At 59.2% G+C, this 22,491-nt stretch carries 11 protein-coding genes; 7 read left to right on the top strand and 4 right to left on the bottom strand.

All coding sequences use genetic code 11. The annotated features are described in order from the left end of the window. The first annotated feature begins 65 nt into the window (after window positions 1–65). The 7 genes from QOM10_RS12460 to QOM10_RS12430 all read left to right on the top strand — a co-directional run bounded on the left by QOM10_RS12460 (window position 66) and on the right by QOM10_RS12430 (window position 7,537). Window positions 66–419 carry a hypothetical protein gene (locus QOM10_RS12460; protein WP_150652196.1) on the top strand — a complete coding sequence of 118 codons (354 nt, stop codon included), beginning with the start codon at window positions 66–68 and terminating at the stop codon, window positions 417–419. 272 nt (window positions 420–691) lie between these two features. Then, on the top strand, window positions 692–1,651 hold the full coding sequence (locus QOM10_RS12455; protein ID WP_007913915.1) for an AAA family ATPase: 960 nt from the start codon (window positions 692–694) through the stop codon (window positions 1,649–1,651). Window positions 1,652–1,656: 5 nt separating this feature from the next. After that, a complete protein-coding gene (locus tag QOM10_RS12450) occupies window positions 1,657–2,601 on the top strand; it encodes a DUF58 domain-containing protein (protein ID WP_127926941.1) in 945 nt (314 codons plus the stop codon). Further along, window positions 2,598–3,095 carry a DUF4381 domain-containing protein gene (locus QOM10_RS12445; RefSeq protein WP_034155614.1) on the top strand — a complete coding sequence of 166 codons (498 nt, stop codon included), beginning with the start codon at window positions 2,598–2,600 and terminating at the stop codon, window positions 3,093–3,095. The genes QOM10_RS12450 and QOM10_RS12445 overlap by 4 nt, the downstream gene beginning before the upstream one ends. After that, the gene (locus QOM10_RS12440; protein ID WP_316918164.1) at window positions 3,088–4,167 is read left to right on the top strand and encodes a VWA domain-containing protein; all 1,080 of its coding nucleotides are present in this window, start codon (window positions 3,088–3,090) and stop codon (window positions 4,165–4,167) included. The genes QOM10_RS12445 and QOM10_RS12440 overlap by 8 nt, the downstream gene beginning before the upstream one ends. Continuing rightward, complete coding sequence (locus QOM10_RS12435) at window positions 4,164–5,903, top strand: tetratricopeptide repeat protein (protein WP_316918163.1); 1,740 nt, start codon at window positions 4,164–4,166, stop codon at window positions 5,901–5,903. The genes QOM10_RS12440 and QOM10_RS12435 overlap by 4 nt, the downstream gene beginning before the upstream one ends. Then, window positions 5,900–7,537: a BatD family protein gene (locus tag QOM10_RS12430; RefSeq protein ID WP_316918162.1), complete on the top strand. Its 1,638-nt coding sequence runs from the start codon at window positions 5,900–5,902 to the stop codon at window positions 7,535–7,537. The genes QOM10_RS12435 and QOM10_RS12430 overlap by 4 nt, the downstream gene beginning before the upstream one ends. A 112-nt stretch (window positions 7,538–7,649) precedes the next feature. Here QOM10_RS12430 and QOM10_RS12425 read toward each other — a convergent pair whose 3' ends face one another. The 4 genes from QOM10_RS12425 to QOM10_RS12410 all read right to left on the bottom strand — a co-directional run bounded on the left by QOM10_RS12425 (window position 7,650) and on the right by QOM10_RS12410 (window position 22,442). Further along, window positions 7,650–7,952, bottom strand: coding sequence for a hypothetical protein (locus QOM10_RS12425; RefSeq protein WP_316918161.1), 303 nt, complete (start codon window positions 7,950–7,952; stop codon window positions 7,650–7,652). 346 nt (window positions 7,953–8,298) lie between these two features. Further along, on the bottom strand, window positions 8,299–8,739 hold the full coding sequence (locus tag QOM10_RS12420) for a hypothetical protein (protein ID WP_316918160.1): 441 nt from the start codon (window positions 8,737–8,739) through the stop codon (window positions 8,299–8,301). 165 nt (window positions 8,740–8,904) lie between these two features. Further along, window positions 8,905–9,216 carry a hypothetical protein gene (locus tag QOM10_RS12415; RefSeq protein ID WP_316918159.1) on the bottom strand — a complete coding sequence of 104 codons (312 nt, stop codon included), beginning with the start codon at window positions 9,214–9,216 and terminating at the stop codon, window positions 8,905–8,907. Further along, on the bottom strand, window positions 9,213–22,442 hold the full coding sequence (locus tag QOM10_RS12410; protein ID WP_316918158.1) for a hemagglutinin repeat-containing protein: 13,230 nt from the start codon (window positions 22,440–22,442) through the stop codon (window positions 9,213–9,215). The genes QOM10_RS12415 and QOM10_RS12410 overlap by 4 nt, the downstream gene beginning before the upstream one ends. Window positions 22,443–22,491: the final 49 nt, after the last annotated feature.

The following is a 22,491-nucleotide window of genomic DNA, read 5'->3' as shown; positions in this document are numbered from 1 at the left end:
TTCCCGAGGACTGGCAGAATCGCGCCCATTAGCGACCAACACGTCCCTCGAGGCAGGAATTGACCATGCAAATGACCACCGCCCTACTGATCGTCAACCCATGCGATGACGAAGAAGACAACATGGCCATGCTCTGCTGCCACAGCGACAAGGGCGACATGTTCCTGATGAGCCGCTACCCGGACGAGGATGAGCTGGAGATCACGCTGGATGGCGAGCCTTCGACGCTCGATGGCGTGAAAGTCACGCTGACTTCGAATCTGCTGAAGATCGAGATCGCGGCGGCGGATGCCGATGCGCTGAATGGGGATGATGTGCTGGAGATCAGTTTTAACCCGGATATGGTGGATATGGATGAGGTAGTCGAGACTTTGAAGAATATCCTTGATGGGACTGGCACCTTCATCAACGAAGTTTGATGGTGTCTGGGCTGGCCCCTTCGCGAGCAGGCTCGCTCCCACATTGACGGATGTACGCCGCTCAAAATGTGGGAGCGAGCCTGCTCGCGAAGAGGCCCGAAAGAACACTACCCCTCCCCGGTACTACAAAAATCCAACAATTGCCCCAGTCATTTCCCGCACTTTGCGCAAAATGCCGTTAGTCGCCACCCCCCGCGATGGATTAAAGTAACGCCCCCAGCCCCGGCGTTATCCGAACGCCGGTGGCCACCCCTTTCCAGGAACAGTCACCGATGGAACATCGTGAAGCGCTACTGGCGCTGCGAACCTTTCTTTCAACGCAGATTCTCGGCCAGGAAAAACTCATCGAGCGTTTGCTCATCGCCCTGCTCGCCGATGGCCACATGCTGGTCGAGGGCGCTCCGGGTCTGGCCAAGACCAAAGCGATCAAAGAACTCGCCGAGGGCATCGAAGCCCAGTTCCATCGCATCCAGTTCACCCCGGACCTGCTGCCGGCCGACATCACCGGCACCGAGATCTACCGCCCGGAAACCGGCAGTTTCGTGTTCCAGCAAGGGCCGATCTTCCACAACCTGGTGCTGGCCGACGAAATCAACCGCGCCCCGGCCAAGGTGCAATCGGCGCTGCTCGAAGCCATGGCCGAGCGTCAGGTCAGTGTCGGCCGCAGCACCTATGAGTTGTCGCCGCTGTTTCTGGTGATGGCCACGCAGAACCCGATCGAGCAGGAAGGCACTTACCCGCTGCCGGAAGCGCAGCTCGACCGTTTCCTGATGCACGTGAAAATCGGTTTCCCGGACGCTGCCGTCGAACGCCGCATTCTGCAGCAGGCCCGTGGCGAAGCGTTGAACGGTGAGACCAAGCCCGAGCGCCGTGTGAGCCAGCAGGCGATTTTCGCCGCGCGCAAGGAAATCCTCGGTCTGTACATGGCCGACGCCGTGGAGGAATACCTCGTGCAACTGGTCATGGCCACGCGCAACCCGGCCAAGTTCGACCCGGAAATGGCCGAGTGGATCGCCTACGGCGCCAGCCCGCGCGGCTCGATTGCCCTCGACCGTTGCGCCCGCGCCCACGCCTGGCTGGCAGGTCGCGATTTCGTCAGCCCGGAAGACATTCAAGCGGTGCTGTTCGATGTGTTGCGTCACCGCATCATTCTGTCGTTTGAAGCCGAAGCCGCCGGCATCGATCAGGATCGGGTGGTGCAGCGGATTCTCGACGTCGTAGCCGTCGCTTGACCCCCATGAACGCCCCCCTGCCGTCCGAACCGGGCATCCGCGTCAGCCTCGCCGAGCTGATCGAGATGCGCCACCGTGTGCGCGAGGTGCAGCTGTTTTCGACGCCGAGCCAGCGCAGCCCGCTGATCGGCCTGCATCACTCGAAATTCCGTGGCCGTGGCGTCGACTTCGATCAGGTGCGGGTCTATCAGGCCGGCGACGACGTGCGCACCATCGACTGGCGCGTCACTGCACGCACGCAAGAGCCGCACACCAAACTGTTCCATGAAGAGCGCGAGCGGCCGATTTTCATTATGGTCGAGCAAAGCACGCGGCTGTTTTTCGGTTCCGGGCTGATGTTCAAATCGGTGCTCGCGGCACAAGTCGCGGCGTTGATCGGTTGGGCCGCGCTCGGCCATAACGACCGCGTCGGCGGGCTGGTCTTCGGCGACAACGAGCACTACGAAATCAAGCCACGGCGCAGCAAACAAAGCCTGCTGCAATTGCTCAACCGTTTGGTCAAGGTCAACCAGTCACTGCACAGCGAGCGTGAGCCGGATCGCGATGCCTTCGGCGTGGCCTTGCGCCGTGCCCGTGAAGTGCTGCGCCCGGGCAGTCTGGTGATTGTCATCTGCGACGAGCGTGCGTTGTCCGACAGCGCCGAACAGCAGCTGAGTCTGTTGTCGCGGCATTGCGATCTGTTGATGCTGCCGTTGTCCGATCCGCTCGATCACGCCCTGCCCGCCGCCGGGCTTTTGCGGTTCGCGCAACGCGGTGCACAACTGGAGCTCGACACGTTGAACTTCGACCTGCGCCAGACCTATCGCGCCCAGGCCGAAGCGCGCATCGCGCGCTGGGAATTGCTCGCGCAGAAGCTGCGGGTATTGCTGATGCCGCTAAGCACGCAAAGCGAAATGGTCGAGCAGATGCGCGAATTCCTCAATCCGCAGCGTCCGGGGAAAGGTCGATGAACGGCCTCGAACAACTGCAACCACTGATCTCGCCGCCACCGATCGCCTTCTGGCCGCCGGCACCGGGTTGGTGGCTGCTGCTTCTGCTGTTGCCGCTGCTGGGTTTTGCCGTGTGGCGCCTGCGCCGTTTCATTCCGCTGAAGAAGCGCCCGATCGTCCGTGCTGAACAGCCGCTCGACCCGGTGCGCATCGCCGCCCTCGCTGAACTCGCACAAATGCCCAAACCCTACGACGGCGCCCCGGCCGGCGCCTGGCTGCAGCAACTCAACGGCCTGCTCAAACGCCTGTGCCGCAACCACTACCCCTACAGCCAGAGCCACACCCTCAACGGGCGTAAATGGCTGGCCTTTCTCGATAACCGTTGCCCGGCCGCCGGCCTGACGCGCTGGATGGTGTTGGTCGAAGGCGCGTACAAACCAGAATGCAAACTCGACGACAAAGCCATCGCCGGCCTGACTCAGGCCGTCGACACGTGGATTCGCAAACATGTTTGAATTCGCCTGGCCGTGGATCTTCGTACTGGTGCCACTGCCGTGGCTGATGCGCCTCGTGCTGCCGGTGGCCGACAGTGGCGAGCCAGCCCTGAAAGTGAGCTTCCTCGCTGATCTGGAAGGCCTCGCCCGCCGCCGCGCTCGCGCCAATCTGCCAGCGTGGCGTCAACAGGCGCCATTCATGTTGCTGTGGCTGTTGCTGCTGAGCGCCGCCGCCCGTCCGCAATGGCTCGGCGAACCACTGCCGATCGCTGCCAGCGGACGGGATTTGCTGGTCGCGGTGGATGTGTCCGGCTCGATGGATTTCCCGGATATGCAGTGGCAGGACGAAGAAGTCAGTCGCCTGACGCTGGTGCAGCACCTGCTCGGTGACTTCCTTGAAAGTCGCGATGGCGACCGTGTCGGCCTGATCCTGTTCGGCAGTCAGGCCTATCTGCAAGCGCCGCTGACCTTTGATCGCCACACCGTGCGCGTCTGGCTCGACGAAGCGCGGATCGGCATTGCCGGTAAGAACACCGCCATCGGCGATGCCATCGGTCTGGCACTGAAACGCCTGCGCCTGCGTCCGGCGCAAAGTCGCGTGCTGATTCTGGTCACTGACGGCGCCAACAACGGTGGCGAAATCGATCCACTGACGGCGGCAAAACTGGCTGCCAGAGAAGGTGTGAAGATTTATCCGATCGGCATTGGCGCCAATCCTGAGGACAGCGGTTCGACCGGCCTGCTCGGGGTCAATCCGAGCCTGGACCTCGACGAGCCGGCGCTCAAAGCCATCGCCGAAGTCACCGGCGGCCAGTATTTCCGCGCCCACGACGGCAAAGAGTTGCAAGCGATCAAAGACACCCTCGACCAGCTCGAACCCGTGACCCAGCAACCAACCCAGGCGCGCCCGGCGCAAGCCTTGTATCACTGGCCATTGGCGCTGGCGCTATGGTTGAGCCTGTTGCAGGTCACCCGTGAATTGTGGCCGGACAACCCATTGCAACGCCTGTTTACCAAAAAGCTGTATCTGCAAAGTCCGCTGCCCGACTGGCGCGAGCGCCTCAAGCGCCTGCGTTTGCGGAGGCGCCGATGATCGCGCTCTGGCCGCACTGGTTCCGTCCGTGGTGGTTGCTGTTGCTACCGCTGCTGGGCTGGCTGATCTGGCAACTCTGGCACCGGCAGAAACGTGCAGGGCGCTGGCAGATGATCTTGCCACCGGCGTTTCATGCAACCCTGCTCAGCGGCGGGAACGGTCGCGACAGCAAATTACCGTGGATTGCCCTCGGCGTGGCGTGGTTGCTGACCATTCTGGCGCTGCTCGGGCCAAGCTGGGAGCGCGTCGAACAGACCAGCCAGAAACCGGCCGATCCCTTGGTGGTGGTGCTGGAGCTGACCCCGGAAATGCTCGCCACCGACTCACCACCGACGCGGCTGGAACAGGCGCGGCGCAAGCTCTTTGATCTGTTGCAGGCGCGCAGCGATGCGCAGACCGCGATCGTCGTTTACGCCGGCAGCGCGCACACGCTGGTGCCGCTGTCGGATGACCTCGCGACCAGTCGCAATTTGCTCGACGCGCTCAAACCGTCGTTGATGCCGGAAAGCGGTCATCGCGCCGATCTGGCCGTGAGCAAAGCGCTGGCCCTGCTGAAACAGGGCGCGCTCGGTCAGGGACGAATTCTGCTGATTGGTTCGTCATTGAACGAAGAAGAACGCCAAGGCATTCGCCGCGCACTCAGCGGACAGTCGGCACAATTGTTGATGCTCGGCGTCGGCACTGCCGAAGGTGCGCCAATCGCTCAAGAGGACGGCAGTTTCCTCAAGGACGAACAAGGCGCGATCCGCGTGCCGCAGCTCGACAGCCCGGCCTTGAGTGCGTTCCTCAACAGTGTCGGCGGCGAATACCACCCTGCCCGTCTCGACGAGGCTGATCTCGGCGCGCTCGGCCTGCTCAACGGCCCACGCAGCCTGCGCGACGACGGCCAGACCGTGCGCCTCGATACCTGGGCCGATCAGGGTTACTGGCTGCTGTTGCCGCTGTTGTTGCTCGCCGCTTGCGCCGGGCGGCGTGGCTGGTTGTTCTGCCTGCCGCTGCTGTTTTGCTTGCCGCAGCCGAGCTACGCTTTTGACTTTGAGGATTTGTGGCTGCGTCCCGACCAACAGGGCCTGCACCTGCTCAAACAGAAGCGCCCGGCCGAAGCCGCGCAGCATTTTGACGATCACCAATGGCAAGGGGTGGCGTTGTACGAGGCCGGCGACTACAGTGGCGCCGCTCAGCGTTTCGCCGAAGGCAGCGATGCCCGCGCCCACTACAATCGTGGCAACGCGCTGGCGAAAAGCGGTGAGCTGGAAGCGGCGATCGACGCCTATGAGCAGGCACTGGAACAGCAACCGGATTTGCGTCCGGCGCAGACCAACAAGGCGCTGGTGGAAAATCTGCTCAAGCAGAAAAACGCCCCCCCGCCCGCCGAGCCGGACAACCAGCCAAGCGAGCAGCAAAGTCTGCCCGGCGACGAACCAGCGCCCGCGACCGCACCGCCACCGGCTGTAAAAAGTGAAACCCAGAGCGAAGCGCAACCGAGCGAATCGGCCAGCGAACCGCCACCGACCACGCCGCCGCAGCCAGGCCCCAACGAAATTCCTGGCAGCGACGAGGAAGAACAAACGGACACCGTGCCGACGCTGCGCCCGAGTGAAGACAACCTCGAAGGCGAGCAGCGTCAGGCGCTGGAACAATGGCTGGGCAAGATCCCGGACGACCCGGGCGAGCTGCTGCGCCGCAAATTCTGGTACGAACAGCAACAACATCAGGATCAGGAAAACACTCGATGACCCGCTTCACCGCTCTCTTGCTGCCCCTGCTGATCTGCACGGCCACCGCCCAGGCGGCCGAGCTGACGGCCAGCGTGGATCGCAGTCGCCTGAACTCCGGCGAGACGGTCGAACTCACCCTCGAAACCAGCGATGTCACCCAGTTCGGCAAACCCGACCTGACCGCGCTCGAAGCGTTGTTCGAAGTGCGCGGCACGCGCCAGGTCAACCAGCTCAACACCCTCAACGGTGACAACCGCGCGACCACGCGCTGGATCATCACCCTGCTACCGAAAGAAAACGGCAGCGTGGTGATCCCGCCGCTGCAACTGGGCGACGCGCAGAGCCAGCCGATCACCGTACAAGTGGTCGAAAGCGATACCCGCGAGAACAAGAACAGCCTTGATCCGGTGTTTATCGAGGCCAGCCTCGACCAGTCCAGCGTCTATGTGCAGGCACAGGCGATCCTGACCCTGCGCATCTACCATTCAGTGTCGCTGTACGACGACAGCAGCCTGACGCCGCTGCAAATCGCCGATGCGCGCATCGAGCAACTCGGTGACACACGCACCTACGAGAAAGACCTCAACGGTGTCCGTCATGGCGTGATCGAAATGCGCTACGCGATCTACCCGCAGCACAGCGGTTTGCTGACCATTACTCCGCAGACTTTCAGCGCGACACTGGTCGACACGCAGCCGTCTCAGGACACGAATGCGCAGGGGCCGAAGCCGGGCAAACTGATGCGCGTCAGTTCTTCTGAAATACCCCTGACCGTCAAACCCAAACCCCTGACCTATCCGGTCGACGCGCCATGGCTGCCCGCGCGCAGCCTGAGTCTCAGCGAAAGCTGGAACCCGGAGCCGGAACACACTCAGGTCGGCGATTCGATGACGCGCAGCCTGACCCTGAAAGTCGAAGGCCTCGCCAGCTCGCAACTGCCAGCGCTGCCCGCCACCGACGTCAACGGCCTGCGCCGCTACCCCGATCAACCGGTGCTGAGCAACCAGAGCACTGACCGCGGCATTGTCGGCAGCCGTGAAGAACGCGAAGCCTTGGTGCCGAGCCGCAGCGGCGCCATCGAATTGCCGACGGTGGACGTGGTTTGGTGGAACACCTTCGAAGACCATCTGGAACACAGCAGCCTGCCCGCGCGCACGCTGCAAGTGGCCAACAACCCGAGCCTGCAAGTCGACACCCCGGCCGGCAATCTGCAAGTGAGCGCCGTCGATAACGATGTGTTGTGGTGGTGGAAACTCAGCACGCTGATCCTCGCCTGCACCACCCTCCTCGGCTTCGGCCTGTGGTGGCGCGCACGCTGGCAACCGGCGGTGCATCGTGCCGCACAAACCGGCCCGAGCCCGCGCACGTTGATGGATGACATCAAACGGGCGAGTCAGGCCAATGATCCGCAGGCAACGCGGCAGGCGCTGGATGCGTGGGCGCGTCAGCAGCCGGAGACATTGGCGGACATGGCGGCGCGGTTTGTGCCGTTGTCGGATGCGCTGGATGGGTTGAATGGTGCGCTGTACAGCGAGACGGGGCAGCATTGGCAGGGTGAGGATTTGTGGCGGGCGATCCGGACTATTCCGGCGGCGGAACGGGTTCAGGATCCGGTGGGTGATAGCGGGTTGCCGCCGCTTTATCCGAAGTAAAAGCAAAAGATCGCAGCCTGCGGCAGGTCCTACAGAGGGTATGTGTAGGCGCTGCCGAAGGCTGCGATCTTTCGATTTTGCTTTAGGGAAAAAAGGCTGAAGACAATCGGAATCAATAGTCGAATTTCGTTTTCACTTGTTCGCCTTCGCGATAGGAGAGAACAAATGCCTTCCAGGGCTCGCCACGCTGCACGGCATTCGCCTTTAAATCTTTTGCCAAAAAATACACGTCGGAGACATCAAAATCGATTTCAGCGTCCGTTACCTCAACTCCGTCTTTTTCGACTGTCAGTTCGGCCTCCATGAACCCTTCACCCATCTCTATTTCGTAACGGAAGGCGTCGTATCCGTGAACAATACCCTCGTGGACCATCTGAAAAATTTTTTTGACGATTTCTAGATCATCTGTAATCACTCGATTATCTCCGGTATTTTTCGGGCTTCGTTTTCAAACACTACAGACTTGGTCTTGCCATCAATCGTGTAAAACACTTGCAACGAATCAGGCCGAGAAGATCCAGGCTCCTCACGCTTGAACTTTATTCTCGTGAGGCCGACTGTTTTGGAAGGATCTTCAAGTGCTTCCTTGATTCTATTTTTGGTAAAACGGGGACTGACAACGTTTTCGGAGCACTTTCTAAACGTGGTCTGTCCCCATTTCCCCCTTTTGCCACTCCAAGCCGCCAATTTCAGCAATAACAGTCAGTGATCCCTCAGGGACAGACCACGTTTTATTTAAACGAGGCCTGCCCTATTATCTCTCAGAGATCGAATACAGAACGAACATGTTCCGTCAGTCCAATTAAATCCTCGTATGCCACTGGACCAAGCAGAGGTTCATGAATGGACAAATAGACTGCTGTCGTCATGTTTACTTGCAAAGCACATTCACCCACGTCCCACAACCTTGACGGTGCAATCATCCAGTTAATCCCCGGCAGCCCTTCGCGTGACCGGCCAACAAGCGACCATGATAACCCCCCCTTGTAGCCTTCCACGGCGGCCTTCAACTTGTCGATATCAACCGTGCTAATACACTCAAATCTGAAAGCGATGAAGGGTGGCAGCGCAGAATGATCCTCCCGCTGCATTTCATTCCCAACCCTTACTTTTGGAAAACGCTGTTGATACTTTTGCCACTCCAAGACGCCAATTTCAGCAATAACAGTCAGGAGATGGCCTTCTTCATTCTCAACTGTCATAAATTAAAGACCTTTGATCTCTCGAGACAGACCACGTTTATTTAAACGTGGTCTGTCCCATTATCCTCCAGACCACCCCGAATTAGCCTGACCCGCAGATAGTAGAATTCTTTTCTAACCTCTTCGTCCTCGCGACAGGACAGGACAAATGAAGTCCAAGGGCACTCATTTCAATAGCTGATCCGGAACTGCCCTGCCTGTTTGGACATCAACACTATAGCTACCACCATCCCATCTATAAGCTTTAAGCTGCCCTCCTTCCACGAAAATATTGGTAAATGGGTCCCCATCAGAATCAAAATCAGAACTCACCTGCCAAACTACGCTTCCCGCGTCATCAATCAAAAAAACATTTCTCGCACACTCCATCAAACCATACAACGCTTCCTGCCCCAGGCGATCAAGCAATACAACACTTCGCAAGTCCGAAACGGGGATGACTTTTGAAATTGAGTTCAGCTCGATAACTCTATTCATCGCAAGCTCCTTGGAAATCCAAAACTTTCATCTGGTATCTTACTCAATAACTGATACTGAACTCCACCTTTACTGCTTGCTCCAAATTGCGGCTGAGCCGCCACACGCCCTACTTGCATGTTAGTACCCGGAGGAACAGAGACTTCCGCAACCTGCGTTGGGACTTTCGGCAATGCCAAATGCTGTTGAATCTGTTCGGGTGTCATACCTGCAATTTCGTCGGCCCTCACTAAAAATGCTCCTTGAGGGTTATCGACTGTAGAAACCCTTGCGAACTTTATTTCCGTAGCTGTTGTAAAAGTTCTCACCTGCGATCCCGTATCATACGGTGGGCTCCACCCTCGTTCAACAAACGGCGCATTCGCCTCATTGGCACTGATAGCGCGAACATTTTCAATAGACTTATTGGGCAAATTTTTTGTTGTAATAACGTCCGCTATATTGTCAGCGCTGGAAACCTCCAATTTGGCAATAGTTTCACTTACCTTCGCTGCGTCTTTACCTGCAAACTGCCCTAAAGCTTTGCTAGTAATTTCTACGCCAACTTTTCCTAATGTAGACGCGCCTTTGGCCAATCCACCTATATCGGTTACCAACCCACCCACCGTTTGCAAAAGCAAACCCATGTCACGCCCGAGCTGCAATGCCTGATCGGTACCACCGTACTCTAATGCGTACGTCATTCTATCAATTGATGCCAGCAGACTATTTACCGCGGCATCATCGAGTTTGGAACGTAACTCTTCGCTTAGAACTATCTGGCGTAAACCGCTGAGACTTTCTAGTGGGCTTGCCATAAAGTCCGCGAGCCCACCAATATCCTTCCAGCCACCTTCCTGCAAACCAACGATTATTCCAATACCCGTGGCCGTGTCTTGAGTATTGCTGATGATTGCCCATTTTCGCCACACCTTCGCTTTTTCAAGTAGAGTCGGTGCAGCATCGATTTCTTTATCCCTCTGGACCTTCTGCTGCGTCGCCAACCAGTTGTTATCAACGTTCGCAATTGCGGCGTTGTTGGCCGTCGCTGCACCGCTTGGATCGCTAGCCGCAGCAATAGCGGTCACCAGGCTGGTGATGAGGTTGCGCTTGGTTTCGCGATCCGCAGCTGTTTCGTTTGGATCAGGGTCCGCAAACAGTGCTGTCAGCACACTGGCTGCCGCTCCACCCAACGCACCCGCCGAACAGCTTTGGCTACTGGCAGCAGCGCCCGCGCAGCCAAGGATCGCATGCAAGCCAGCGTGTACCGGGCTACCTTCCTTCAGCCCTTTCAAGACCAGCTTCCCGATGTAATCCGATCCCTGCTGCTGGACGTAATTGACCACCATGTTCTGCGCAAACTGAGCGCTAGTGCCAGTAACACCACCGGTGATCCCGGCGACCAACGCCGTAGTGATCTGCCGATAAGTGCCTCCCGGCCCCCAGTTCTTGTTGATGTCCTTGATTTGCTGAGTGAGCTCTACATATTTTTCATGATGGGCATCCTTTTTTTCCTGCGAAAGGCTGTCGTCATGTGCTGCGAGGTACTCTCTTTCAGCCTCCTTCTTCTTGCTATCAGCTTCGTTTGCACGGTTTTCGATAAACTGCGAAACATTCTGCACAAACTTGCCGACGATTTCGAAATCCACGCCAATTTCCTGGGCGTCGAAAATCGGCTTGAGCTTGTTGCTGCCGTCACGGTCGCTGGACACATCCGTATTGATCGCGGCTATGGTTTGCTCAGCTGTTTTGCCGGTTAATTCCTGTTGTTTGGCACCGTTGGTGATGGTGACTGCAGCACCGCTGATCCCGCTGTGCGTGGTGCTGCTTGAATCACCGCTGGCAAACAGGACGATCGGTGTATTGGCGTTCGCACCTTCCTTGGTGCTTACGACCGGCCCGCCTCGGGTCGGGGTACCACTGGCATTGCCGCCGCCCTTCACATTGAAGCCGTAGCCGCCGCTGAGATTGATGCTACTGGCGTCGTACTCGGCCTTGTTCTTGATATCGGAACTCGTCAGCGTGCCGGTGCTCAGAGTGTTCTTACCGTCAGCAACCGCTTTGTCGGTGCTGGCGATCACCGCCCCGACCAGATCGGTATTGCCCTTGACCTCAACCTGGAAGCCGCCGTCGCCAGCCTTGATGCCCGATTGCTCGGAAACACTGGCGTACTCGCTTTGCATGTGCTGCGCAGCAATACCGCCGCTGACGCTGCTGGTGCCGTAGCAGAACGGCGGTATGCAGACACTCAGGCCGACGTTCGCACTCATCTGTTTGGAGGTATAGGTGCTGGTGTCCTGCTGACTCTCGACATTGAGGTCACCGCCGACTTTTACCTTGACCGTTTCACCGGTGGCGACAGCGCCTTTGATGTTGGTGTCGCCACCGCTCTCCAGGTTGAGCGTATGACCGGACTTGATCGAGGTGTTGGTGTGAGTGACGTCATCGCCATCGCTATTGCCCCGTCCCACGTTGGCGGCGAGTTCGAAGGTGAAGCCGTTGCTTTCACCGAAGCCAAAACCGATGCCTGCGCTCCAGCCGCTGTTGCTGTTGGCGCTTTGTTGATGTGCGGTGTTTTGTGCGGACAACAGATTGATTTCGCCGTCAGCTTTCAGGCTGACATCGCCGCCGCCTTCGATTCGGCTGCCTACGACATTGATGTCACTGTCAGCACCGGCTCCCGTTGCAACGATGTTGACGTTGCCACCCGCGACAACATCGCTGGCAACCACATTGCGGCCGCTCTGGCTGCTGTTCATTTTGCTCTGGCTGTTGCTCAGATTGACACTGACCTTCACCCCGCCCACCGGGTTCTGCATCATCGCCTGTCCGGCATCCAGCGCCTGATTGGCACTCATGGCGGCGTTCACCGCTGCCAGTGCGACCATTCGATCATCGCTGGTTTTCTGCGCCGCTTCGCCCATTTGCTGAATGCCACGCAGGGCATCGACCAGCGGAATGCTGACGGTGCCGCCGATTGCCGTGCGGCTGGTGCTCGCGGTTTTATTGGTGTTGAGCGTGTCGAATCCGGCCTCGATATCGACATGCTTGGCTTTGATGCTGATGTCACCCTGAGGGGTGACCAACTGGCTCGCGCTCTGGCTGTAATGATCCCCGGCGGTCAGGGAAATATTGCCGCCGAGGGAGGCGATTTGACTGCCCGACTGGCGCGTTGAAGTGCTGTCATCGGTTTCTTTGGTTTTGACGATCCCGGTCGCGCCTTGCCACCAGGAGCCCACCTCGCCGACTTTTTTACTGCCGGATTTCGAGCTGGACGACGCCGAGTTCTCTGCACTGGTGATTTCCAGATTTCGCCCGGCATTGATGCCAATATTCTTGTCGGCCACCAGCGTGCTGCCTTCAACAACAGAATCGCGGCCACTGTTGATCTGAATGCTGCCAGCGCTGATATCGCTGCCGATGCTCTGTGTGGATGATTGCTGTGATTGCTGGGTTTTCTGCGTATTGGAGAGCCAGCCGGTAACTGTCATCCCGGTCTTGCTGGAGCTCTTGGACTGACTGGATGTCTGGGTTTCTTCAGCGGTGCCGATCAGAACATCATTGGCCGCTGTCAGCTTCACTTCGTTTTCCGCGCGCAGGGCAGCCGCTTGCAAAGTGATGTCGTGACTCGATTTGAGCTCGATATCCTTGGCGCTGAGTTCGGTGCTGTTCAGACGTGTCTGCGTCTGCTCACTGCTGCTGGACTTGCTCTTGTTCCAGCTTTTCTTCGATGACGCGTTGGCTTGGCTGTAAGAATCTTCAGCAGCCAACAAGTTGATGTCGCGCCCCGCGGTAGCAAGCAAAGTCCCATCACTGTTGAGCTTGGCTCCGGTCAGATTAATGTCCTGACCTGCTGACACCACCAGCTTGGTACCCGCCTCGACTGTCGAACTGACGGACAAGACCGTCTCGCTTTCACTCATCGTCGACTTCTTCTTGCCGAAGGAGCCCTTTTTGGTTTTCGAGTAGTAGTCGTAATCGACGTCTTCTGCCGTCGCGATATTGACGTCATCACCAGCGAACAAGTACGCCTCGTTGCTGGCGCTGATGCGACTGGCAATCAGGTTCAGGTCTTTGCCGGCGCTGGCAGCAATGTCACGGCCCGAGCTGATAACGCTCGATTGCTGGGAAACATTGAGGGATTCGACCTGCGTGCGTTTGCTGCGCGCTACATACTCGCTTTCATTCGCCGCGGAAGTCACCAGCAAATCGTTGCCCGCATTCAGGTTGACATCGCGCTTGGCATCCAGCCGACTGGCCACAATCGCCACGTCACGATCAGCACTGATCGACAGATCCCGCCCGGACGTCACTTCAGCGCCGTGCTGCGTAATCGTCTGATTGAGGTAACTGCCGCCCCGTGCATCAGTGCTGCGAACCTGAACCGAGGTGATGTTCACATCGCGATCAGCATCCAGCTTCATGTCTTGGCCGCTTTTCAGCACCCCGCCGATGTTGTTGATATCCTGCCCAGCCTTGATCGTAAGATCATTGGCCGCTTCGATCCGCGCAGCGTTATCCAGATAGTCACGGTGGTACACACTGCCACCGCGGCTGACATCGACACTGGTCACATCACGCTGGTTGATCACACTGCCGTTGGTGGCCGTCAGGCTGACGTCCTTGCCGGAGATGATGCCGCCGGACTTGTTGATGATGTCGTTGCCGGCCTTGAGCGTGAGGCGTTCGCCAGCTTCGATCAGTCCGGTGTTGGTGAGGTTGTTACCGGCTTCGGCCGACAGGTTGTTGGAGGCGCGCAACGTGCCGGCGTTATCGAGGTTGACGCCAGCGATCAGAGTGACGTCGCCGCCCTGAATCAACGCCCCGTTCGGCGCCAGTCGGTTATTCGCCTGGGCCAGATACAGCACCGGCACCAGCACTTTTTCACCATTCACTTCGTGCTCTTCGAGCCAGACGATGTCGTGGGTCAGTGCCGCCACTTGTTGCGCGGTCAGGGTGACGCCCACCGACAGGTTGAGCTGATCCTTGCTGGCGATGGCGTTGTTCATCAGGTACTTGAACATGCCTTCGTCAGAGGTCTGGCCATCGATGAAGCGTTGGCCGGTGCGGGCAACCACGGCCTGCTGGACCATGCGCTGCTCGAACAGACCATCGCCCAGACGTTTGGCGCTGGTGTCGGGATCGTAGCCGAGCTTGCCCAGCAGATAGTCCGAGCTCATGAACTGCTTGAGGTTGGTCAGTACCGGGTTGGTTTCGATCAGGTATTTGTGCGGGTTGGAGCGCACGCTGGTGTCGGGCAAGCCTTGTACGCGCGGTACGTCAAAGGTAGGGCTGCCACGGCCGGGCACCAGCACCCCGACTGGACCGTCAGCCGCAGTTGCACCCACGTTGAACTGAGCCGTTCTGTCGTTGAGATTCAGCGAAGCGGCATCACTCAACGCCAGATCGCGTTTTTTCATCGAGACCGGAGCGTCTTTGTCGATCTGGAAATCGGTCGCATGTCTGACCGGCATTCCGGTGGTATGTCCAGAGGATGCAGCCGTGATCGAGCCGATCGTCCAGTCTTTGATCGGCGAGATCGATTGTTCGCTGCCGTCCTTGCGGCTGAGTCGGAACAGACCGTTATCGCCGGTTGGCAGGGTGAAGCCCGGCAAGGCCAGCGGGTTGACCTGTTGTTGGGCGAGGTCTGGCGGTAGCTGTGAGTTGATGCGGATGACGGTCGGCTTGACCTGGCCGGCCAGTTGGGTGGAACCCAGACGCGATGCGCCGGCGGCCGATGCATTGCCGTTGCGAACCACGCCATTGTCGAGTTTGTTCGTGGCGTTTATGTAAACGGTGCCGCCTGCTTGAACTACAGCGTTGGCATTGGCTGTCGGGCTACTTTCGGTGATGGTGTTTTGGGTAAAAGCCGCGTTCTTGACAACGTCAGGAGCTTCTACGCGCACCCCACTGCTATAGCTCGGCGCGGGAAAAGACAACTTACCGTCGTAATCGAGAAGGATCGAACCGAACAGGAAGAAATTTGCCGCTTCACCCCCAGAGTGACGGCCTCCCACCGTGGTCAACGTTTCGACGTTGTCCTTGTTCCAGGTATGGAGGTTGGGAATCATCTTGATTTTCCCGTCGGAAACCCCCGTCTTGCCGGAATCGTAATCCGGATCATTGGCAGCGTTGTAATTGAGGACAGACCTCCAGAAAGGCACATCGAAACGCCCTGGCGCAGCGAACCAGCGAGTGACCATGTATTCGCCGACACTGGCGCCCTTATTCGAGAAGTCCTGAACGTTAAGTGTCATATCGCGCCCGGCACTGACCACCGAGGCGTTATTGATGAACTCCCGCCCGATACCGGTCAGGTTACGACCTGCGGTCAATGTGCCTGACGCCGAATCCTGAACGACGGTTGCCTGATATTTTTCGACCCACACCATGTGGCTTGGCAGGCGGGTTTCGTAAAAAATGTTACGGAAATCGGTACAGGTTTCGCATCGAACTCCGATGGCTCCGGAGATAAGTGCCCCGCCGGTTACTTCAAACACATCCTTGCGGTTCTCGATGTGATCAGCCGCCAGACTCAGATCACCAACGCTTTCGATGGTCGCCGAAATGTTATTGATCGATGAACTCCATCCATTGCTGTCATCGCGGGCAATGCTGATGTTGCCCATGCCGTAAATATCGGCATAACGGTTGGTGAGCGAACCCACGCGCAGGTTCATGTCGCGGCCGCTGAAGATCAGCCCGTTCTGGTTGAGCAACGAATCACTGTTGATCCGCAGATTGCCGGCGCTGCCCAAGGTACCGTTGTTGACCAACGACGCGGCGTTGACGGTCAGACTGTCGACCGAGGTGAGTCGGCCCAGATTGGTCAGGTTGCCACGGCTGGTAATCGTGGCGGTGGAAGCTCCGGTGATGCTCGCCACATTGCTCAAGTCAATGCGCGAAGCAGTAAGCCCCAGATCGCCGACGCTGCTCACCCGACCGTTGCCGCCATAGTTGCCGGAGAGCTGGATATCCATGTTGCCATCGCTGGCAATCAAGCCTTCATTCGTCCAGTTACCACCACGCCCCACCAGTTGATTGGAAGCCAGCAACTGCCCACTCGCAGTCTGCACAAAATTGCCGACATTCACCGTCAACCGCCCGGCCTGAATCACGCTGCTGTTGGTCCAGCTGTCCGCGTTCAGCGTCAGGCCGCCACGGGTCACCAGCGAGCCGCCGGCGTTCATCACGTTGGCGGTGGAGATGCCGAATTCACCCAGACCGACATGCGTTACTGAACCACCGGCATTGAGAAAGCTCGGGGCTGCAAGGGTGAAATCGGTGTTGGCGGTTTCCACCAGACCGTTGCGGTTGTCGAACAGGCTGCCGATCTGGAAATCGGTTTTGCCGCTGGTGCCGAGCGCGCGCAGTTTGCCGCCCTGGTTGTCGAGATTGGCGGCGCGAATCGCCAGTGTGCTGGCGCTTTCGATCAAGCCACTGCGGTTGCTCAAGTTGCCGTCGGCACCCAGCTGGATGCTGCTGCCGCTGATCTGGCCGTTGTTGTTGCTCATCAGGCCGGCGATGGTTTTCACCACGCCTTTGGCATAGATCCCGCCGCCGCTGTTATCGAGGGTGTTGCCGCCGGCGTTGAGCAGGATGTTGCCGGTGTTGGCGGCGATTCGTCCGCCGTCGCTGTAGATACCGCCGAGCGCTTGCAGGTCGAGGCGACTGCCTTCGACCTTGCCGCCCTGGCCGTTGCGCAACACGCCGCTCAGACGGGTTTGCAGCAAACCGTTAAGGCTTGAGAGCACACCGCCTCGGCTGTCGAGGCTGGCAGCGTTGAGGGTCAGGTCGCCGTTCTGGGCGATGATTTTGCCGCCCTGGTTGTCGATCGCGCCGTTGCCGGTGTTCACGGTCAGCGCGGTCATGCTTTGCACCGCGCCTTTGGAGTTGTTCATCGCGGCGGCGGTAAGAGTCACGCCGGCATCGCGGCTGGACAGCAGGCCGTCGGCGTCGTTGCGCAACGTGCCGCCGGCGGTGAGGTCCAGTTGGCCGTTGGCCGAGACGGTGCCGCGCTGGCTGTTGTTCAGGTCGCCGCTGGTGAGCAGGCTCAGCAGGGTCTGGCTGATCAACTGGCCGCCCTGGTTGTCGACGCTGGCAGCGCGTTTGATCAGCAGCGCAGCACCGCTGCCGAGTGCGCCATTGACGTTGGTCAGGGCGCCGAGCAGATCGAGGGTGACGCTGTCGTCACCGACCAGACTGCCCTTCGTATTGTTCAGCGGTCCGCCGGTGAAGGTCAGAGCTTTTTTCGCCATGACGTTGCCGGCGGTGTTGTTCAGGCTGGCCGCGCGGATATCGAGGGTGTCGCCGCTTTTGATCAGGCCACCCGAAGCGTTGCTGATCGCGCCTCCGGCCATGGTCAGGGTTTGTTTGCCGTCACTGCTGAGCGTGCCGGCGGTGTTGTCGAGACTGGCAGCCTTGATGGTTACTTCGCCGAGGCCGCCGATGCCGCCCTTGCTGTGATTGAGCAAGGCGCCGCTGAGGTCGATGTTGACGTTGCCGAGCTGGCTGGAGATCGCGCCTTCCAGGCTGTTGTCGAGGGTGCCGCCGCTGAGGCTTGCGCCTTTCCAGCCGGAAACCAGACCGTTCTGGTTGTTCAGATCGACCGCCGTCACGGTCAGTTGATCGTTGCTGATCAGGTTGCCGCCGCGGTTATCGAAACGGTTGCCGGTGAGGCTGAAGCTGTTGACGCTGGAGATTTCGCCCTGCTGGTTATTCAGGTCACGCAGGGTGGCGATGCTCAGCACGCCTTTGCTGTTGATCACGCCGTTCTGGTTATTCAGGTCGCGCAGATGGGCAATGCTCAACCCGCCTTTGCTGCTGATCACACCGTCCTGGTTATTCAGATCCTGCGCGCTAGCGCCCAGATCCATATTCAGGCCTGAGACACCGACCAGCGTGCCGCCCTGATTGTTCAGGCCGGTGCTGTTCAGGGTCAGTTGTTGTGCGGCGCGAATGCTGCCCTTGTTCTGGTTGTTCAGCAGGCCATCGACGCTGACCTCGATGTCGCTGTCACTGAGCAACACACCGCCGTCGCTGTTATCCAGACTTTCCGCGCGAACCTGCAATGCAGCGGCGGCAATCGTGCCTTTGATCGAGGTCAGTGCATTGTCGAGGGTCAGGGTGAGTTTCTGGTTGCTCAGCAGTTGCCCGCCGCTGTTGTCCAGCGACTTGGCGATCAGTTCAAAAGCCTGGTCGCTGGAAATCTCGCCGCCACGGTTGTTCACCTCGGTGAGGTTTTTCAGTAGTAACTGGTCCGGTGCGTTGATCACACCGCCCTGATTGTTCAGCGCGCCACCGTTCAGATCGACGCTGACAGTCCCGCCGCTGAACAGTTTTCCGCCCTGCTGATCGAGGCCCTGGACATTGGCGTCAAGCGTCTTGCCCGCGCCCAGACTGCCACCGCTGTTGGTCACCTGACCGGCACTGATCTCGACGTGGTCGTCAGCGTAAATGCTCGCCTGACTGTTGTTGAGGGCACCCGTGCTGATGTTCAGATTGGCCTTGCTGCTGATCACACCTTTTTTCTGGTTATCCAGCGCGCTGCTGTTGAGGGTGAGATCGCCATCGGTCAGCAGGCTGCCGCCCTGGTTGCTGATGGCGCCACGCGTGTCGACGGTCAGCGCTTTGGCGCTGGAGACCGTGCCGGCGTCGTTGTTGAGGCTAGCGGCGTTGATCGCCAGGGCGCCTTCGTTGACGAGGCTGCCCTGTGCGTTGTTCAGATCCCCGGAGAGATTGATCGCGAGGTCTTTCTGGCTGGTCAGGCGACCACTGTTTTCCAGCGTCTTGCCGCTCAGCGTCAGCCCGGTATCACCGGACAGCAGGCCTTTATTGCGGTTGATGACGTCGTTGACGGTCAGCGCCAGATTGCCTCCCGCGAGCATGTAACCGCTGTCGCTGTTATCGAGCCAGGCGCCGATCAGGCTGACATCGCTCTTGCTCGACAGCTCGCCGCTGCGGTTGTCGACACGCTCGACGTTGAGCTTCAGCGCATTAGTCGAACCGATCAGACCTTCCTGACGGTTATCCAGACTCGCGGCGGTGATCGTCAGGCCGTTGTCGGCGATGACCACGCCGTTCTGGTTATCGAACATGCCAGTCACGCTGAAATCAACATCGCCCCGCACACGAATGTCACCGCTGTTGTTGTTCAAACTGTCGCTGCGACTGTCGAGGCTGGCGGAGGCGATCAGGCCTTTGACGTTGCTCAGCGCACGCTCGATGACCAGGGTGAGCTTTTCGTTGCTGAGCAGTTTGCCGCCGTCGTTGTTCAGGCTTTGTGCGTTGACGCTCCAGGCCTTGGCGGCGGAGATTTCGCCGGCGCTGTTGTTGACGTCCTTGAGGTTTTTCAGCAGCAACTGGCCCGGCGTATGGATATTGCCGCGCTGGTTATTGAGCAGACCGTTGTTCATGTCCAGGGTCAGGTCGCCGTTGCTGAACAGCTCACCGCCATCCTGCTCCAGCGAGGTCAGCGACGCCTCGAGTTTCTGCTGACTGCCGAGGCTGCCGCCGGAGTTGTCCAGGTGCGCGGCGGTCAATAATAGTGAGCCATCGGTGGCGATACTGCCGCCCTGTCGGTTCTTCAACTCACCGGTAGTCAGGGTCGAATCAGCCTTGGCGCTGATGATGCCGTTGTCGCTGTTATCCAGACTGCCACTTTTAAAGGTCAGGCCTTTCTGCGAAACGATCAGGCCGCCCTGACTCAGCACGGAACCGCTGGCGGTCAGCGCCATCGCTTCAAGGCTCGACAGTTTGCCCAGACGGTTGTCGAGGCTGCCGGCGCTGAGGGTCATCTGCCCTTCGCTGCTGATCAGACCTTGCTGGTTGTCCATGGTCTCGTCAAAGGTCAGCCCGAAAGTGTTCTGGCTGACGATGCGCCCGCCAACGTTGCTCAGGCCGATGCCGCTGAGGGTGCTCGCGCCTTTGCTGAAAATCAGGCCGTTGCTGGCATTGATGATCTGCGCGACCTTCAGCGCCAGCGTGGTGTCGGACAGCACCTTGCCGCCATCGCTGTTGTCCAGCCGTGCGCCGTTGATGTGCAGGTCCAGCTGGCTGGAGAGTGTGCTGGCACGGTTGTCGATCTGCTCGACATTGACGGTCAAAGTCTTGAGCGAACCAACCAGACTGTCCTGATGGTTGTTGAGGGTTTTGCCGGTCAGCAACAGGTTGCCTTCGGCGACCAGTTCACCGTGTTCTTGATTGAGGCTGTCGATGTTGGCGTCGATATCGCCCTTGGTGGAAATCCGTCCACCGTCGTTGGTCACGGCTTTGGCTTTGAGGCTCAACAGACCGGTTGCGGTGAGCAGGCCGCCATTGCTGTTATCCAGCGTGTTGCCGTCGAAGGTCAGCGCGGTTTTGCTTTCGAGGCGGCCCTTGTCGCGGTTGTCCAGGTTGTCGATCAGCAGTTTGGCAGCCTGATCGGCGCGAATCGTCCCGCCGCGGTTGTCGGTGTTGGCGCTGCTGACGGTCAGGGTGTTGAGGCTGGAAATCTTGCCGGCACGGTTATCCAGGCGCGTGGCCTGCACGTCCATGGCGCCGTTGGCCTGGATCAGGCCCTTGTTCTGGTTGTTCAGTTGCTCGCGGATCCGCGTGGTCAGTGTGCCTTCGCTGGTCAACTGGCCTTGCTGGCTATTGTCGAGTTGTTGGGCTTTTAGCGTGAGGGTCTGTTTGGCGCCGATCTTGCCGGTGCGGTTGTTGATCGCGCCGAGGGCGCTGATGTCGAGCAGACGGCCGGCGCTCATCAGGCCGGCAACGTTGTCCAGCGAGGTGACGTTGAGAACCGCGTCGGTCTGGCTGCTGAGTTCGCCGTTGCTGTTGATCAACTGGCCGATGTTGGCGGCAAGAATGGCGTTGCTGTTGATCACGCCTTGGCTGTTGAGCACCTGCGCGGCGTTTAGGTTCAGGGTGGTGTTGCTCTGCACTTTGCCGGCGTTGCGGTTGTCCAGTGTGCCGGCAGTAATGGCCGCGGTTTGCCCGCTGAGCGTGCCGCCCTGGTTGTTCAGGGTTTGCGCGGTGTTGACCGTCAGACTGCGGCTGGCGGTGAGGCTTTTGCCGGTGTTGTCGAGGTTCTGCGCGGTGATACTCAGATCGCCGTTGGCATTGCGGCTGCCGTCGGTATTGACGCCGGCATCGATGGCGCCGGCGTTGGTCAGTTGGCCGCCCGCGCTGAGGCTGATGCTGTCGCGAGCCGCGAGGGTCTGGCGGTTGGTCAGGTTGCCCTGGGTTTGTACGTTGAGCGCGGTGCCGGCGTAGACCGGGCCGCGTGCATCAAGGCTCGCGGCCTTGACGTTGACTGCGCCGGTGGCCGAGGTGTCGACCAGACTCAACTGGCCGTTGGCATCCAGTTGAATATCACCGCCGCTGGCAATCAGCTTGCCGTCGAGTTTCACCCCGACCCCGGCCTCGGTGCCAACCAGTTTGATCGCGCCAGCGTACATGCCGCCCAGCGCCGAGGAATCGATGGCCAGTTGCGGTTTGCTGCTGCCGTCATCGGCGCGGGCCGTGGCATCGAGGGTTTGTGCGTTGACGTCATTGCGACCGGCAACGATGGTCAGGTTCTGCGCCTGAAGTTGCGCGTTGATCTTTGCGCTGCGGGTGATGATTTCGAAGCGGTCGACATTGGTCGCGTTAAGGCCCGCGCCTTCGATGGCCACCGAACCCTGATCAACCTGAAAACGGTCTAGCCGACCGTTGTCGAGCACCGGTTTGCCGGTGGTCAACGTGACGCGCGGCGAGTTGATAAAGCCGCAACCGTTGCAGGTAATGCCATAAGGGTTGGCAACGATGACCCGCGCCGACTGCCCCGCCACTTCGGTGTAGCCGCGCAGCTGGCTCGGGTTGCCGCTGATGACTTCGTTGAGAATCGCCTGCGCCGAACCGCTGTTTTTCAGGTTCGGGTTGTCGATGATGTGCCCGCCCAGCTGGGTGAGATTGTTCTGCGTCGAGCCGTTGTTGAGGATCAGCCCCTGCGCACCGACGTTGTAGTCGTAGAACTGGTTGTGCGACAGGCCGCTGGCATTGGGCGTGGCGATATTGATGATCGGCACGCCGTTGCCGGCGCGATCCAGCGAGGTATTGGGGTTGGCCACCACAATACCGTCGGCCTGCGCCCACATCGGTTGCCAGAACATGACGTTCGCCAGCAGAAACGCCAGGCCGCGCTTGGGCATGCCGAGGAAAGACTCGCGGGTTTTCACGGCAGCAGCAGGCTGACGAGCGAGAAAGGCGTACTGGCGAACGTCCATGTTGAAGATCTCTTTACAACGGGCAGTAATAGTTGGATTGACGGCAGGC

This window comes from Pseudomonas sp. P108, assembly GCF_032613195.1.
In the GTDB taxonomy this organism is placed as follows: domain Bacteria; phylum Pseudomonadota; class Gammaproteobacteria; order Pseudomonadales; family Pseudomonadaceae; genus Aquipseudomonas.
The sequence above is the reverse complement of the archived record's forward strand: the minus strand, read 5'-3'. Positions and strand labels throughout refer to the sequence as shown.